The sequence below is a fragment of the Shewanella surugensis genome, assembly GCF_023284005.1.
Taxonomy (GTDB): Bacteria; Pseudomonadota; Gammaproteobacteria; order Enterobacterales; family Shewanellaceae; genus Shewanella; species Shewanella surugensis.
Genome location: NZ_JAKIKS010000001.1, coordinates 63,895 through 79,257 on the forward strand (window position 1 = coordinate 63,895; position 15,363 = coordinate 79,257).

Genomic DNA, 15,363 nt, shown 5'->3' on the forward strand with positions numbered 1-15,363 from the left:
CTGACATAGTAAGACTCAATAGAAAACGAACATTATTCTATTAGCCTTTGTTTTCTTATTTGAATATGTCCACTGATACTTTTAACAAAGAAATCTGCCGCCCCTTCCCCAGTCATAAACCTTAAGTAAGTATTCGGTCTATACTTCTCCTTTGATGGCTTGTCTTTAGTAAGTGTATTAGTGATCTTACCACCTGGCCCTGCATCAATATCAAAATTACAGCTGGGCATTTTAGAAAACTGAGTAAAAATATCACCGCTCACACTACTAATATGAGCGCTATTCGTTAAACTGTCTAAGTTTAATTCAAGAGCGCCACTAATGCTTTTCACGCTAAGATTATCCACCGTCGTTAAACGCAAAGTCGTATTACCAGAAATCTGTTCCACAAACACATTCTTCGCTTGATTATTCGCACTCAAATTTCCATTCACTGAGCTATAACGCATGGTTCCTTGGCTATCATAATCGGCTATGGCACCCGAAACAGTATCTAAACTTGCGTCGCCTTGAAGGCCTTTAGTAATAATATCCCCTGAAATCGTATGCAACAAGATGGTTCCTGAGAGCTGATCGGCTTTTATATGCCCGCTCACGGTTTCGATGCTGAGCTCTCCACCCAGCTGACTCACATCATAATTTGCCGATACCCCCAAGACCGTAAGGCTAAGAGACGCTGGCACCGTTATCACTAAATCTGAACCGTATTTATTCTCGCCAGTCACTTTTTCAGGTAACTTATCTTCGATAACCACTTTATTGCCTTCCTTATCGAAAACAAAACCTTCACTGAATTTATCTAGACTTCCCGTTACCTTAATGGCATGTTTTTGCCAAGTTTGAATCAATACTTTGCCCCGTAATACCTTTACGTTTAAGGATACATCACCTTGTAATTGCATTTGTTTGTTGATGCTTTTGGCTGCAAAGCTTGCTTGACTAAAAAGTAAAAAAGGAATGAGTAAAAAATTGATCATTCTTGTGGATCGCATCATGTTTCTCCTCGATTATTTTATTTAATATCCATCGACTGCTGTTCACAGTATAAGATTGTGTCTATTTCCCTAAGTTTTGTATACCCCTTATCTTTTATTATTTTAGACTCATTTTGGAAAGATTATCTTTTCTCTTCAATGCATAAAATAAGTCACCTTAAAAGATATTTAAAGTAACAAAACATAAATATCAACAGAAGCAATAAGTTACCTGCATCATTCACGATGAGTCACTTAATGTGATATTACTCTTTGAAAATTAAAGAAATAAATAAAGCGAAAGATCTATACCCGTGACACTCAATGATGCATCATTATTTTTGCTGGGTATGTTAAGAGCCTAATCAGAATATCCTGAATGTACAATGATACTACAGAGCGGGTTTTACTCAATATCAAAATCTCTACCCATTTGATAATGATGACTTTTTTTATTATAATATTTTCATCCCCATAAAAAAATTATGATATAGGAAACATATAGCCATGTATAAAAAAAATTTTTTATTAATGCTAGTATTGTTTATAGTCAACCCACTATCAGCATTAGCAATGCCTATACCCATTGCTAGTATTCAACAACTGGACTTTCTTAAGAATAGTTTTAGTTTGGCTGAATACCAAGATTGTCAGCTACGAGTAGAAAAGTGTCCGTCTTACCAAAATACAAACCACGCCACATGCATTGCTAGCGTAATAAAACAATGTCCTTCTTGCCAGCAGACAAGTCAACTGGCCAATTTTTTAGGGGTGTTTATATCGCAAATATCAATATCTACATTCGGCCAGTTTAAAAAGGTTGTCGTCTATTTCCCTGGTGATGGAGGGAGCATCTTTTATCTCATTTCCCCCGCTGGACAATTACTCAATACCATTAATCCAGACTCGCTCAAACGTGACGACTTTCCAGTCAATTTACAAACATTTTTTCCTCACAAAAAGTAAAGGCCATATTATTTAAGCCTATACACTAGCATTATGTTACCATTTGAAAATTAACGGAATAAAAGTAAAATAGGATCAGTATGTACTTAGACGAGGCATTACAAAGAATCGCGATTATCCATCAGCAGCACAGCATAAAGTGCTTTCTTTCACTGAACTATTTACAATCCCACTTTGACTGGCCTAATGCCGAGTGGCAAGACATTAAAATGATTATCAAAATGGAAGAGCCTTATTTTTCAGGAACAATATTAGAGCACACAAGCAGTATTGATGTGGTAATCAAGAGACGTCATTGGGTTTTACAACACGCTCTCTACCCTTACTCATACTTTGTCATGCAGCAATGGATCTCCACTGAAGGCTTTGACACGGTATTCAACTATTACCTTAAAGAATGCCTGCAATCTAACCTTTATTTAAACCATCATCTTTCTATTTTATTGGCCTTTAATGAAGCCTTTACGCTACTTGAAAATAACAACCAAATATTACGCTTCACCGAACGATTTTGTGAATTTGTCACCTCAACCTTTTATGGCAACAATCAAACACAGGATCCGTCTTCCCCAAGCGACTCCCCCTTATTAGCAAATCACGGTACCCCTGATATACCAAAGGTTTTGCAAGCGTGTTTAACTCAACCTGGCTTTTGGGGACATAACTTAATCACCTTAAGCTACCTATTAAAAAATGAAGATAAACTGACAGAAGCACAATCCAAACAATTTCTTCTTCATCTTTATGAGCAATGTCATTGGGATTTTCCCGAAACGGCAGATAAGCCAAATATAAACACCCTTACCGAAAAAGAGCTGAGCTTGAAAAGCAAAAGCACCAATAAAAAAGACTTAGGTAAAATGAGTTCATTGGAAGCTGCATGCAAACAACTATTACTCCAACATCAAAGTAATTTACATCAAATCACCTTAGCCGCAGCCGTTGTTTATCTCTTTAAAAACCTATCACTGAGCCAAAAAAATGAACAAAGATTATTGAGTATTGCTCATTATTTTTCATTGCCACACTAGCTCACAAACAGGCCTGTCAGTCATAAGATAATTTGAGTTTTCAAGCAAACTACTCTATACCCAAATGTAGGCTCAAATCTTATTGGTAGAGGCAGAAGCAACACATGAGTATTTTATCACGCTTACTTTATATCATACTCACTGGCATGCTGTTTTTTAGCACCACCAGCCAAGGCGCTGATATAGAAGATGGCGTCATCATTAACATCAATCAATTTGCAAATCGACCCAGCTTGCAAGGAAACAATCTTCCCATCTCTCCATTGTTAACTTTACTACCTAAAAATACACGCCATATTAGCACCAGAAAACGAGGCATTAGCTATTTTGAAATCGTCTCAGTGGGATCGAGTCAACTTGGATGGATAGATGTTGGTCAATCACAAAGGGCGACGGAACTCGCTCATGGAGGATCACAATTACTCATCGCGGTCCTGCAATATGGTAAAGGTCATTCACCACAAGCCAGCTTAAATGGCATTACTCAAACAACCCGTCACTTAGAATATTTATGTGGAAACTTAACTGAATTACACTTGTGTCAAGCCGGAGAGAAAATCAGTGCTTGGCTACACTATTTCGATTTTAGTGGTCAGAACCAAGGCTATTTAAATGTCACTTCCTATTCTGATGGCCACCCCTTTTACTGGAGTGACACGCTGTATGTACAGTAATCTATTTATTGAATACTGTCGGTTGTTTTGAGTAAACCTTCGGCCTCATATGCGGCTCGAGTTTTGATTTCATACAAGATAAAAGCTTCACGACTCCGCGTCCAAGGTTGGCCTGAGTCTGCGTCATAATGATTCGGTAACGCATATCCTTTAGGTGAGTATGCATCAATTCCCACCTCTCGTGATAAATTAACAGCACGCAGACTATGATCATAAAAAGCCACCACGATCGCCGTCCCTAACTGTTTAGTGCCTTTTGCAAGACGCGCCGCTTCCTCGGCAACACCCAAGGTATTTAAATAAATCACCTCGCCTCCCGCATCTATTTTAGGATAAATCGAGAATAAAAACTGAGGGGCAATACGATCGCCTATTGCCTGTGCGACTTCCCATTGTGCATATACAGGTTTAGGGTTTTGATTGTAGAGATCAACAACAAGATCAGCAAGTTGCTCATTCATCGGCCCTGGGAGCTTATTACCTTTCTCATCAATTCGATTACCAAAAGAATACGCTATGATACTATCAGCTTGCTTCACATCCCGCGTTTCGGCTTTCCATGTGAGTACTTGTTGCATTAAAAATGCAGTGAGCTCTTCAGCCAACTGAGGATCATTCAACTGAGCTTGAAGGCGATGACTGATTGCGCTTGAGAGTTGCTGCTCACTGAGTTCTGGCTTTACTTCTGGTTTAAGTGCTGATTGTGAAGTTGATTTTAAATCTGGCGTATTTTGATTCGGTGCAGCGATAACTGGCTGACCAGAAAGCAGCAAAGGTAATACTATAGCGGGCGCTAAGGGTTTCATAAACGTCATACCTCAATAACAGATAAGCCACCCATACTCAAACACCTTGAAAATGGCTTAATTAACAATGACGTTCCTTCGCAAAAAATTAAATATAAAAAGTTCAAGCAATATTGAGGATCGCATAAATTGCGTCACTATTCAATAATACTATTTAACCAATTGTTTTAAATAAATAATAATCCCTTTCTTTTTACTCTCGCATACTCTTGTACACTCAACCAAAAGTCGTGTGAACTAAACAGTACAGGGCTCGGCAGCCCTGTACTTCATGATCTAACATTTAATTCAAAATACGTTGCCACCACGATAAGGGCTTACCACAATTAGCCGCTGGTTGATAACTCTCTGTGAGTGCGGGTAATGCCACCACATTGCGACAATCATCTTGCTTAGCGATCCCCGATGTACGTTCAAAATACCCATTCACGACACCGCTTACCGGCGCCATACGCAAACTCATCGGTGGACGATTATTTAAAAAGGCTTGATACACTGCCATGGCACCATTGCTGCCATAAAGTCCCGTTTTACCATTATCATCACGACCCACCCAAATAGCAGCTACATTACGCTCATCAAAACCGGCAAACCATGAATCTCTTGAGTCATTACTGGTGCCAGTCTTACCGGCTAACTTCACCCCCGGAAAAGCTTGACCTAAACGTGCTGCAGTGCCTGATTGCACCACTTGCGTCATCGCATATTGCACCAAATAATCGGTCGCAGGAGAAATCGCTTGTTTTCGCTCTTCTCGTCTCACCGGCAGTGCTTGGTTATCTGAATCTAACACTGCTGTAATAGACGATAAATGTCGATAACGCCCACTATCGGCAATGGTTTGATATGCCTGTGCCACCATGAGTGGAGAGCCATTAACGGCACCGAGTAACATTGAAGGATACTGCGAAACATTATCTCTCCACCCCGCCGTTTTCAGAGTGTTGCCGACATTTTTCACCCCAATGGCCATGCCTAAGTTAACGGTAGGGACATTCATCGACTTCTTAAATGCAGTCAATAAGGGCACTTGTTCACTATATTTTCTATCCACATTTTTTGGCGACCAGGTTTTTCCTTGGCCATTTTTAAGGGTAATAGGCTGATCTTTCAGTGGGGTGGCTAAGTTGTATTTATCACCTTCACTCAAGGCTGTGGCGTAAACAAAAGGTTTAATCAAAGAGCCTATAGGGCGTCTTATTTCAACAGCGCGATTATAACCATGATACCCCGGCACTTTGTCACCCACCATAGCCGCTATGCCACCGGCATACTTATCCGTGACGACCATACCGACTTGCAATGATTTATCATTTTTACTCAAGCGCTTCATGGTGTCTTTGACTGCTTTTTCAGCCGCCTTTTGAGCCATAGGATCTAAGGTCGTATACACCTTAATCCCAGAGCGCTTTAGTAATGCACCGCCGTACTTATCATTCAGTTCTTGCTTCACAACGGCAAAAAAAGCCGGTAACTTTTGATGAACAGGTTTATCCGATTTACGCAGTCCAAGCGGCGATTCCACTGCGGCCTTATATTGGGGCACCGTTAACTTTCCTGCATCCATCAGCAAACGTAAGACTAAATCTCGACGCGCTTGTGCACGCTCAGGAGAGCGCCAAGGATTATAGTAAGAAGGCCCTTTAATCACCGCCACCAAAAAAGCTTGCTGGGGCAAAGTCAGCTCGGCAATGGGGCGACCAAAATAAAATTGCGATGCGAGTCCCATCCCATGTACCCCTCGCGCCTTATCTTGTCCCATATACACTTCGTTAAGATAAGCCTCTAAAATGGCATCTTTTGAATAGCGAAAATCGATAATAATCGCCATCAAGGCTTCGCGCACTTTACGGGTTAACGAGCGCTGACTCGATAGAAAAAAGTTTTTCGCTAACTGTTGGGTTAATGTCGAGCCACCTTGTACCGTATGCCCCGCACTAATATTTACCATTGCCGCACGCACAATGGCAAAAGGATTCACGCCGTAATGCTCATAAAAAGTACGATCCTCGGTCAAAATTAATGCATCGATAATGGGCTGTGGGATCTGTGCTTTGGGCACAAATAATCGGTCTTCCCCATCACCAGTAATGATACGATCGAGCAACACTGGCTCTAAATGAAAAACAGCTAATTGGCGATGATCGCTCAGCCTTGCGACTGAACTCACACCTCGTGTATTAAATGCTATCATCACACGCTGAGCAGGTTGCTGACCCTGAGGATGTAAAAAAGGTCGTCGCCATAAATCTATCTTGGTTTTAGATGCTGAAAATTCACCCACTTGGCGAGGATTGGCCACCTTACGATAGCCCAATAATTTCAGCTCAGACAATAATTGGTTATGACTAATTGCCGCACCAGGATACAAAGCCATTGAACGACTGAAAACTTGTGCAGGCAAATGCCATTTTTGCCCTTCGAATTTATTGGCAATGATTTGATCTAAATAAATACAATAAAGGCTGACTATCGCCACGACAATAAGGCCTAGTTTCCAGCACATGGACCACATTTTTCGACCCGCTCCGAGCGAGCCTTTACGTTTTGGCTTTTTACTGTTAGTCGTCGTGCTTTTTTTAGCCCCTTTTTTCTGAGGTACCACATCTTTTGTATTTCCGCTCGCTTTCGTTTTCATCGTCTATCCAAATTACTTCTGAGCATTTAATGTTTTTTTCTTAGTAAATTTAGTCGGCTGAGTATTAGCAGGATCGTCTGGCCATAAATGCTTTGGGTAACGCCCTTTCATCTCTTTTTTGACCTCTACATAAGGTCCTTGCCAGAAACTCGCTAAATCTGCCGTTAACGCCAAAGGACGTCTTGCCGGTGATAGCAAGGCCATCGTCACTACCAGCTTGCCTTGAGCCAAACGTGGACTCTCTTTCATGCCTAACGCTTCTTGTAAACGAACACTTAAGGTCGCACGTCCAGTATCATCATAGTCAATACCCACCTGCGTGCCGGTTAACATGGGCCAGTGAGTGGGTAACAGCGTATCCAACCTTTGCTGTTGCTGCCATGAACAGCCATTCAATAGCAGCTGATAGCAATCAAGCTTCATTAATTGGCTTAAACTGCTTACATCGTTTAAGTAAGGTGCCAACCAAATCTCTAAGGTTTCTAACAAACGATGATCAGATATATCTGGCCAATCTTCGCTCGTATCCAGTATCATCGCCAGTTTCATGCGATATTGTAGCTGCCGCACCTTATCATTCATGTGCAACATTTGCAGCCCTTTGCTGCGAATTTGTACTAACAATGTCTGTATGACTTGCGTACGTTCGGGCTTTGAACCAGCGGTTTTACTGAGTAAAATCTTATCGATATAGCGTCTATCTTCTGAATAGAAGCGGCCTTTTACTTCGTTCCATGCACAATAATTAATCGACGATACCAAAAAAGAAAGATCATGGCTTAATGCTATATCTGTCGTATTATGGTCTCCTTTACCCAATCGCTGCGTTAACAACGCCACAGGGAAAGGCGCCGCTAAATACACCCGCCCAGCCGTTTGCGCACCTTCTTGAAAGTCCGCAATCACTAACCAAGGCGACTGGGTTAAAGGATCGTTATCGGGTAATTCCACCCCTGTGCCATTTGCCAGTTGGTAACCTTTATTGCCTCTGGCTTTTGCAATTCTGTCAGGATAAGCCAGCCCCAACAAGAAAGCCACACTGGATGGAGTGGCATGAACAATCACATTGTCTAAACTCACCGTCTTTACATTCAGTTTGCGCACAAACTGCTTGCTAAATTGCGCCGCCTCTCCCATTAATGCTGCTTTTAGATGATCCAATATATTGACACTCATGCCGACTCGCCCACGGGCACTCAGCACTCCAGCCAACACACAGGCAAGACCCACTAACTCAGCATCACTATTTTTGAGTGCTAACGTCTTGGCTTTGAGCATCATATGAGCCAAGCGGGGATCGCAACCTAATTCATATGCGCTGCGCCCATGAGGAGTCATTTTATGGTCATTATCCACCAGCGCCAATTTTTGCAATAATTGCCATGCATAGGTTTCATTGCGCGAGCTAGGCACTGTGAGCATAGGTAATTCGTTCACCGCCTTGACGCCCCAATAGGCACAGTCGAAGACCAAATTTGTCAGCTCACTGTGTTCAATCTCTGCTAAATCCATTTTGGCCAAGCGGCCTTGCTCTTCTTGGCCCCAAAGACGCAATGCCAAGCCGTTGGATAACCGTCCCGCACGACCACTTCGCTGAGCACTCGAGGCTTGGCTAATGCGCTTTAAACTGAGTTTACTCGTCCCCGTTTTAGGATTAAAAATGGCTTGTCGTTGATACCCTGAGTCCACCACCATGCCAATGCCTTCAATGGTTAAACTCGACTCGGCCACATTGGTGGCTAATACGATTTTTCGCACGCCTTTCGCTGCTGGCGCAATCGCTTGATCTTGCGCTTTAGGCGGTAAACTGCCATATAAAGGGCAGATAACATATTGGCGATGATCGAGCCTCGCGTCGAGATAAGTCTGCAAACGCCTAATTTCATTTTGCCCCGGTAAAAAGGCCAGTAAGCTCTTATCAGCTAACCCCTCAAAAGATGTCACTTGGGCTAAAAAGGCGTTGGATTTATGAGAAGGTAGCCTGTCAGGCGTACTCGCACTCGCCTCAAGCAAAGCCACAATCGCGGCCCCCATGGGCTCAAGCCAAGGTTGTGAACGCTGTGAATTTGTCCCTATGATAGACTGATAAATCACCTCCACCGGAAAACTGCGGCCTTCACTCTTAAGCGAAATAGCCTCGGGCATCAAAGTGCTTAATGCCATTCCCGACAACGTTGCTGACATCGCCAGTATGGCCAAATCCTCTCGAAAAGACTGCTGCACCTCTAAGGCCAAGGCTAAGCCTAAATCAGTGGTGAGATGGCGCTCATGAATTTCATCAAAAATAATCATGCCGATCCCTGCTAATTCGGGATCTTGCTGGATCATGCGGGTTAAAATACCTTCGGTCACTACCTCAAGTTTCACTCGAGCGCTAGACTGCGCGTCCCCCCGCACCCGATAGCCCACTTCTTCCCCCAAGGCCTTACCATTGACCTGATAACGCTGAGCCGCGATATAGCGCGCCACACTTCTAGTGGCGACTCGTCTTGGCTCTAGCATGATAATTTTGCCCGTTATTTCAGGCCAATCAAGCATGGCTAACGGCAACGCGGTAGACTTACCCGCGCCCGTTGGGGCTTCAAGGATCACTTGGTTATGTTGGCTAAAAGCGGTGCGTAAATCGCTCAGTAAATCAAAAACAGGAAGTTGACTCAAAGCAGGCTCAAATAGATTAATCGATACAAAATAATGCTAAGCAGTGTACTCGTGTTCGACACAAAATAAAAATGGCGCTATTTTCTACACTTGTCATTCTCAATTTATGCACGGTCAAAGTTGAAGAATACGCCAGCGCCATGAAGGTCGATATACAAGACATCAGCGCCGAACAAAGCAAAAAATCGAAGAATTTATTACGCTAACCTTAGTGCAATAAAACAAAAAACCGACGTTGATGAGGCGTCGATTTTTGATTACATAAAGAGTGAACAGACAAACCACATCAGGTTTTTAAAATCTGTTTCATCTCTAACAAGGCATCTGACATAAAGCTTAAGCTACCGTGATGTAACGCATTTCCATCAGTCAATAGCAGTAACATATTGGTCACTGAGGTCACCTGATTAAGCTTAGTGCGTACTTTCTCATTCTCTTCTTGGCTCAGTTCAGGCATGAGCGCATTGTCTTCACAATCAGGATTAAAAGCAGGCTGATCATCACGGCCAATCATAAATTCCTCATTCGATGAGTCCTGTACTAAATAATGGCGACTGATAAAGCCAAATAGCTTACATAACTTGCGTGTAGAAGGTTCGCTCGTACCCAATTGCCACTGGCTCACTTCCCCCTCTTTCACTTCCATTATTTTCGCTAGCTCAGCCACACTTAAATCAAAGCGCTTCGCAATACTCTTTAACTCTGTCACAGCCTTACTCCCTTAATTCTTTGTTTTTGGCTCATCCCCGCCTTTACTGCAAAATAACTGATCATCACTAGCACTATCATCTCAGCGATATTAATCGGTAAACGTACATAACGATATAAATCATAAAAAAGCCTTGGTTCAAAACCAACAAAAACACTGCCCAGTAAATCATGACGAATAAGGTTTTCCATGCCCGTCATCAAATTGGTCAATACAAACAAGCCATACACGCCCAGCAATAAATATTCCTGAGCGAAACGCTGATAATGCACCTTTAGTTTTAAAACCTTAGCAATGGGGCCGCGATACCAAATCAAGGCCATCACCAACACGTCGTAGCCGATATAACTCAAATAAAAGGCCCAGCTAGGCACTTGAGTTAACAAATACTCATTTAACCACAGTACATCCACGAGTTTCATCACAGCGGGTATGGCAATTAAATAAGCCCAATTAGGAAAGCGTCGACACATAAGCACGCTCGCGAATAACGCCACTCCCAGACCTATGTTACCTAACCAGTAATACTCCTTAAATAAAACCCCAATCACGATAGTTAACGCCAATACACCGCTCGCCACAAAGGCCCCTAACCATAACACTGGCTTTTTATTGGCAAAATAAATCACTCCTGAGCTGATCAAACCTAAACCGACCAGCAAGACAACAAATACATCCATAATGACACCTTAACAAATAGATATAGTTAATAATTCAGGTTCACTAGTCCCCCCACCACCCAACGGCACTGGCGACAGCCAACCTTCACCCTCTAATAACGCAAATTTTACATTTTCACCTGATCCTGGTTGACCCCCACCACCCAACGGCACTGGAAAACTGACGCTCATGGCACTCAATGCAATAGCATTAGGCTTAGTGGGAGAGTTCATTAATAAATACGTAGTATTAAGGGGTGTTACTGCCACATTGGATGTGGCGCTTATCGTAAGCACTTCAATAGCGGCGGGAACATTGGTATCGACAACGGGGGGCATATCCATGAACATAATTTTTCCTTGTTATTAACTGTTATTACTTTTTATAAAAGCGGAGGAGCATCCATAGCTCAATGAACAAAAACCCACTGAAGATCCATTCTGTGAACATTTTGTGACGGTCATATCAGTACAACATACGTTAACTAATTGATGGCTTAAGATGCTTTATCAAACATAAATTAATCATTATTCAACAAATAAATCAAGGCTAATCACTTAATCCCTATAAAAATAGCGGGCTTGAGTCATTATGTGTACTTGAAATTGAATTCGGGGAAGGAAAACATAATGTTTTAATGCGCTTCGATAGCTTCGCGCATCTTCGCTAACATCCACTTGAGTACCGGATCACGCTTTGAGCGTTGATGCCAAGCTTGGATCACTTCAAAGCTGGGCGGGTTTTCCTCTAAATGGATCACACTCACCTGCTCGTTTGGCAATAACCGAGCGGGGATAAACGCGACTCTGTCGGTGGCGCCGACGCAGGCTAGCACCGCAGAAAAGCTCGGCAAGGACATCACAATGTTGCGTTTTAAACCCCGCTTTGAAAACCATAAGTCATGGGAGCCTTTTAAATTAGCCCGTGAAGGAGACACGATAATTTGCGGTAATAATGCCAATTGCTTCAACGAAAGTGTTTTATTGGCTAAAGTTGAATTCGATGCACAAACACACACATGTCGTTCAGTAAACAAGGTTTCAGACAACAAGTTATTAGGGATGAACTCTGGAAAAGTCAACGCGAGATCAATGGCGCCTGACGCCATTAACGCTTCTAAATTATCTGACTCAAATTCTCTTACTATTATTTTTAATCTAGGGGCTAACAAGGCAATGTGACTCAATAGATCGGGCAAAATCACCAGCATGGCATAATCACTGCTGCTAATGGTAAACACTTGATCGAGTTTGCTAGCATCAAATATTGCTTGTTCAAATAAGGCTTCCACCTGCGATAAAATCTGCTGTATCGGCTCTGCCAGTGCCTCAGCCTTAACGGTGGGGATCACTCCATAACTGCTGCGAATAAAGAGTTCATCATTAAAAATATCGCGCATTTTTTTAAGTTGCTCACTCACGGCTTGTTGAGTCAAGCCCATTTTAGCAGCCACTTTAGAGACATTCTTTTGCACCAATAATGCCTCTAATAACCTTAGTTGTTTCAACTCCAGCCTATTGATACCACTCATACTTGTACCCTAAACATTATTTATTTGTTTTATATTGTATCACCTATTGATTAAGCTGACCCCATTCAACAAGTTTATACCTGATTAGGAGGCCAATATGACCATGACAATAACGACATCACCTCCCCGTCAACAATATGCGCCGATATTAACTGCAGCCGATATCATTTACGCTGCAGCTAATCAAACATTTGTATTCACACCATGAAAATCACCGCTGGTATTACTACCCTAATATGACATCAGACGAAGCATTGATTTTTAAAGTTTATGACAGTGATGATCATCAAGCGGTACCGGGAGTGCCTCACAGCTCTGTTCGGCTTTTAAACGCTAAACACAGCGAGCGAAACAGTATTGAATTTAGAAGCATACTCCTTTTTGATTAAACAGCCGATTGTCGATACACGTCCGCGACATTTTCAAAATGACGTTATTTTACACCCATATAGTTAATGAATAGGTTAAACAAATGACAGCACAATTATATTCATATAATCCCAGTAATGGTGAGCCCATCGGTTCAGTGACTATCACGCCCATAGCGGATATTCCAAGCCATGTCAGCGAGGCTAAACAGGCACAAAAAAAGTGGTCACTGCAGCCACTGCAAGAACGTGCTCGCATCGTCAGCCAAGCCTTTGCACAGGCTCAACCGCATCAAAATCAACTCGCTCAGTTACTCAGCCGTGAGATGGGCAAAGATATTCGCCGCGCTAGTGGTGAAGTCATGGGCGCAATATACGTCGGGGAAGCTATTTCTCAGGCCGCCGCTAATGCCTTGGAACCACGTAACATAGGACGCAATACCCATATTCACTATCAAGCACTGGGCGTCGCTGCGGTCATTTCGCCTTGGAATTATCCTCTGGCCATGGCGTGTAATTTATTGGTGCCCGCTCTCATTGCGGGTAATGCTGTCATTTTTAAGCCATCAGAAGAAACACCGCTGATCGCCCAAGCATTCATTGAATACATCAACGAGATTTTGCCCGAAAATCTGTTGCAAATTGTATTTGGTGATGCCCAGTTAGGCAAAGCCATCGTCGAAAGCCCTGTTAATTTGATTGCCTTTACCGGCTCAAAAGCCGCAGGGATTGACATCATGCAGCGCGGCGCTCAGTCACTAAAAAGATTAGTGATGGAGCTGGGCGGAAACGATCCCATGATTGTCATGCATGATGCCGATCTCGATGCGGCGGCAGGCTTTGCGGTGGCCAGTAGCGTCGAAAATGCCGGGCAAATGTGTACCTCAACCGAACGTATTTACGTCGACCAACGGATCGCTAAACAATTTGAAGCCAAAGTCACTCAAATCGCCATGCGTTATCAAGTCGGGCCTTGGGATAAAATGGGCGTCAATATCGGCCCGCTGATAAACCTCAAGCAACATCAACAAGTGGTGACTCACCTTGAAGATGCCAAACAAAAAGGTGCTCGCTTCCTATTAGGTTCAACAGAGCAACAAGCCCCCTATATTCAACCTACCGTCATTGCAGACATTACAGCTGACATGCTGATAGAGCGAGAAGAGACCTTTGGTCCTGTGATTGCCATCGCCCAATTTAATGACATTGATGACGCAATCGCTCGTGCCAATGATTCTGAATTTGGCTTAGGCGCGGTTGTTTTTGGCGCACAAGGCGCCAATGACGTTGCCAACCAATTAGAAGCCGGCATGGTTGCCGTCAATAGTGGTGTGGGCGCTGGAGGCGACGCCCCATGGATTGGTGCCAAACAAAGTGGCTATGGTTTTCATGGCTCGGCAGAGGGTCATAGACAGTTCGCCCAAGCCCAATTAATAACAGTCAGTTAATGACAGTCAATGAATGAATAAACCTGAACTCATTATTCCGAGTTCAGGTTAGATTAGGAGCTTAGCATGACAGCAGTCAACACCACCAAGCCAGAGCAGGCTTTTGTCGTCAAATATGAACCGGGGGCTGAAAATCCTTCTCTGCCCACTTGGGGCAACAGTGATAACGATCCTATTCAGCTAAGCGAACAGGACAACAAACCTGTTAAATTGGTCGAAAACATAGGAGTTCCCGGTGGCTTTCAATTATTGAATGTATTATCCAAAGCCGAGTGTCAGCGCCTCATCGATTATACTGAAGCCTTAGGTTACTTGCCCGATGCCGCGGTATCCTTACCCCGAGAAGTCAGACACAATCACAATGTCACTTGGGTTGTTGATGAAGCCACAGATCAGCTTATTTGGGATCGTGTCAGCACCCTCGTTGAACACGCTGCAACTCATTATCAGGGCAAGAAACCACTGGGACTCAATGGGCGTTTTCGCTTTTATCGCTATAAGGAAGGGGATTTTTTCAAAACCCACATTGATGGATCTTGGCCCGGAAGCCGCGTCATTGATGACGAATTGGTGGCCAATGCTTACCCGGATCGCTGGAGCCAAATGACATTTCTGATCTTACTCAATGATGATTTTGAAGGCGGTGCAACGCAGTTTTGGATAGATAAAAATGATCCCAGCAAGCCGACTCGCGTGTTGGAGCAGGCAAATATTGTTGATATTCATACACCCGCTGGCGGAGTGCTGTGCTTTCCTCATGGTATGCATCCACTGCATTGCCTTCACAGCTCAGATAAAGTGACCAGAGGCAGCAAATATATTATCCGCACCGACATGTTATTTGAGATTTAAGCCATTGAGTACATTAAACAAGCCCTGTAAAGGTCAACCACAGGGCTT

At 43.1% G+C, this 15,363-nt stretch carries 14 protein-coding genes; 6 read left to right on the plus strand and 8 right to left on the minus strand.

Annotated elements, in window-relative coordinates; all coding sequences use genetic code 11:
* Window positions 1-32: 32 nt before the first annotated feature.
* Window positions 33-995 carry a DUF4097 family beta strand repeat-containing protein gene (locus tag L2764_RS00270; protein ID WP_248938232.1) on the minus strand — a complete coding sequence of 321 codons (963 nt, stop codon included), beginning with the start codon at window positions 993-995 and terminating at the stop codon, window positions 33-35.
* Between the two features lie 486 nt (window positions 996-1,481).
* Between L2764_RS00270 and L2764_RS00275 the strand changes: the two genes are divergently transcribed.
* The 3 genes from L2764_RS00275 to L2764_RS00285 all read left to right on the plus strand — a co-directional run bounded on the left by L2764_RS00275 (window position 1,482) and on the right by L2764_RS00285 (window position 3,645).
* A complete protein-coding gene (locus L2764_RS00275; RefSeq protein ID WP_248938233.1) occupies window positions 1,482-1,940 on the plus strand; it encodes a hypothetical protein in 459 nt (152 codons plus the stop codon).
* An 80-nt stretch (window positions 1,941-2,020) separates the two neighbouring features.
* The gene (locus L2764_RS00280) at window positions 2,021-2,971 is read left to right on the plus strand and encodes a hypothetical protein (protein WP_248938234.1); all 951 of its coding nucleotides are present in this window, start codon (window positions 2,021-2,023) and stop codon (window positions 2,969-2,971) included.
* A gap of 104 nt (window positions 2,972-3,075) precedes the next feature.
* Entirely contained in the window at window positions 3,076-3,645 is a 570-nt protein-coding gene (locus L2764_RS00285; protein ID WP_248938235.1) for a DUF4879 domain-containing protein, read from the plus strand.
* Window positions 3,646-3,650: 5 nt separating this feature from the next.
* Here L2764_RS00285 and L2764_RS00290 read toward each other — a convergent pair whose 3' ends face one another.
* From L2764_RS00290 to L2764_RS00320, 7 genes are all read right to left on the minus strand, one after another.
* On the minus strand, window positions 3,651-4,451 hold the full coding sequence (locus L2764_RS00290; protein WP_248938237.1) for a hypothetical protein: 801 nt from the start codon (window positions 4,449-4,451) through the stop codon (window positions 3,651-3,653).
* Between the two features lie 283 nt (window positions 4,452-4,734).
* Entirely contained in the window at window positions 4,735-7,089 is a 2,355-nt protein-coding gene (gene mrcB / locus L2764_RS00295; protein ID WP_376708355.1) for a penicillin-binding protein 1B, read from the minus strand.
* 12 nt (window positions 7,090-7,101) lie between these two features.
* Window positions 7,102-9,747: an ATP-dependent helicase HrpB gene (hrpB, locus tag L2764_RS00300; protein WP_248938238.1), complete on the minus strand. Its 2,646-nt coding sequence runs from the start codon at window positions 9,745-9,747 to the stop codon at window positions 7,102-7,104.
* 286 nt (window positions 9,748-10,033) lie between these two features.
* Window positions 10,034-10,456 (minus strand): helix-turn-helix domain-containing protein, encoded by a 423-nt coding sequence (locus tag L2764_RS00305; protein ID WP_248938239.1) that lies wholly within the window; start codon window positions 10,454-10,456, stop codon window positions 10,034-10,036.
* On the minus strand, window positions 10,453-11,136 hold the full coding sequence (locus tag L2764_RS00310; RefSeq protein WP_248938240.1) for a hypothetical protein: 684 nt from the start codon (window positions 11,134-11,136) through the stop codon (window positions 10,453-10,455). The genes L2764_RS00305 and L2764_RS00310 overlap by 4 nt, the downstream gene beginning before the upstream one ends.
* 9 nt (window positions 11,137-11,145) lie before the next feature.
* Window positions 11,146-11,466 carry a hypothetical protein gene (locus tag L2764_RS00315; RefSeq protein ID WP_248938241.1) on the minus strand — a complete coding sequence of 107 codons (321 nt, stop codon included), beginning with the start codon at window positions 11,464-11,466 and terminating at the stop codon, window positions 11,146-11,148.
* Between the two features lie 284 nt (window positions 11,467-11,750).
* Window positions 11,751-12,647, minus strand: coding sequence for a LysR family transcriptional regulator (locus L2764_RS00320; protein ID WP_248938242.1), 897 nt, complete (start codon window positions 12,645-12,647; stop codon window positions 11,751-11,753).
* A 236-nt stretch (window positions 12,648-12,883) separates the two neighbouring features.
* Between L2764_RS00320 and L2764_RS28585 the strand changes: the two genes are divergently transcribed.
* The 3 genes from L2764_RS28585 (at window position 12,884) to L2764_RS00330 (ending at window position 15,315) form a co-directional block, all read left to right on the plus strand.
* Window positions 12,884-13,036 carry a hypothetical protein gene (locus L2764_RS28585; RefSeq protein WP_512701016.1) on the plus strand — a complete coding sequence of 51 codons (153 nt, stop codon included), beginning with the start codon at window positions 12,884-12,886 and terminating at the stop codon, window positions 13,034-13,036.
* Window positions 13,037-13,119: 83 nt separating this feature from the next.
* Window positions 13,120-14,463, plus strand: coding sequence for an aldehyde dehydrogenase family protein (locus L2764_RS00325; protein ID WP_248938243.1), 1,344 nt, complete (start codon window positions 13,120-13,122; stop codon window positions 14,461-14,463).
* A 66-nt stretch (window positions 14,464-14,529) separates the two neighbouring features.
* On the plus strand, window positions 14,530-15,315 hold the full coding sequence (locus L2764_RS00330) for a 2OG-Fe(II) oxygenase (RefSeq protein ID WP_248938244.1): 786 nt from the start codon (window positions 14,530-14,532) through the stop codon (window positions 15,313-15,315).
* Window positions 15,316-15,363 lie beyond the last annotated feature (48 nt).

What these genes read in the sequence shown, in the direction of transcription:
- L2764_RS28585 (WP_512701016.1), top strand. Translation starts at nt 12,884, where the DNA reads ATGACATCAGACGAAGCATTGATTTTTAAAGTTTATGACAGTGATGAT.
- L2764_RS00290 (WP_248938237.1), bottom strand. Translation starts at nt 4,451, where the DNA reads ATGAAACCCTTAGCGCCCGCTATAGTATTACCTTTGCTGCTTTCTGGT.
- L2764_RS00310 (WP_248938240.1), bottom strand. Translation starts at nt 11,136, where the DNA reads ATGGATGTATTTGTTGTCTTGCTGGTCGGTTTAGGTTTGATCAGCTCA.
- L2764_RS00285 (WP_248938235.1), top strand. Translation starts at nt 3,076, where the DNA reads ATGAGTATTTTATCACGCTTACTTTATATCATACTCACTGGCATGCTG.
- L2764_RS00325 (WP_248938243.1), top strand. Translation starts at nt 13,120, where the DNA reads ATGACAGCACAATTATATTCATATAATCCCAGTAATGGTGAGCCCATC.
- L2764_RS00280 (WP_248938234.1), top strand. Translation starts at nt 2,021, where the DNA reads ATGTACTTAGACGAGGCATTACAAAGAATCGCGATTATCCATCAGCAG.
- mrcB (WP_376708355.1), bottom strand. Translation starts at nt 7,089, where the DNA reads ATGAAAACGAAAGCGAGCGGAAATACAAAAGATGTGGTACCTCAGAAA.
- L2764_RS00270 (WP_248938232.1), bottom strand. Translation starts at nt 995, where the DNA reads ATGATGCGATCCACAAGAATGATCAATTTTTTACTCATTCCTTTTTTA.
- L2764_RS00320 (WP_248938242.1), bottom strand. Translation starts at nt 12,647, where the DNA reads ATGAGTGGTATCAATAGGCTGGAGTTGAAACAACTAAGGTTATTAGAG.
- L2764_RS00315 (WP_248938241.1), bottom strand. Translation starts at nt 11,466, where the DNA reads ATGTTCATGGATATGCCCCCCGTTGTCGATACCAATGTTCCCGCCGCT.
- L2764_RS00330 (WP_248938244.1), top strand. Translation starts at nt 14,530, where the DNA reads ATGACAGCAGTCAACACCACCAAGCCAGAGCAGGCTTTTGTCGTCAAA.
- L2764_RS00275 (WP_248938233.1), top strand. Translation starts at nt 1,482, where the DNA reads ATGTATAAAAAAAATTTTTTATTAATGCTAGTATTGTTTATAGTCAAC.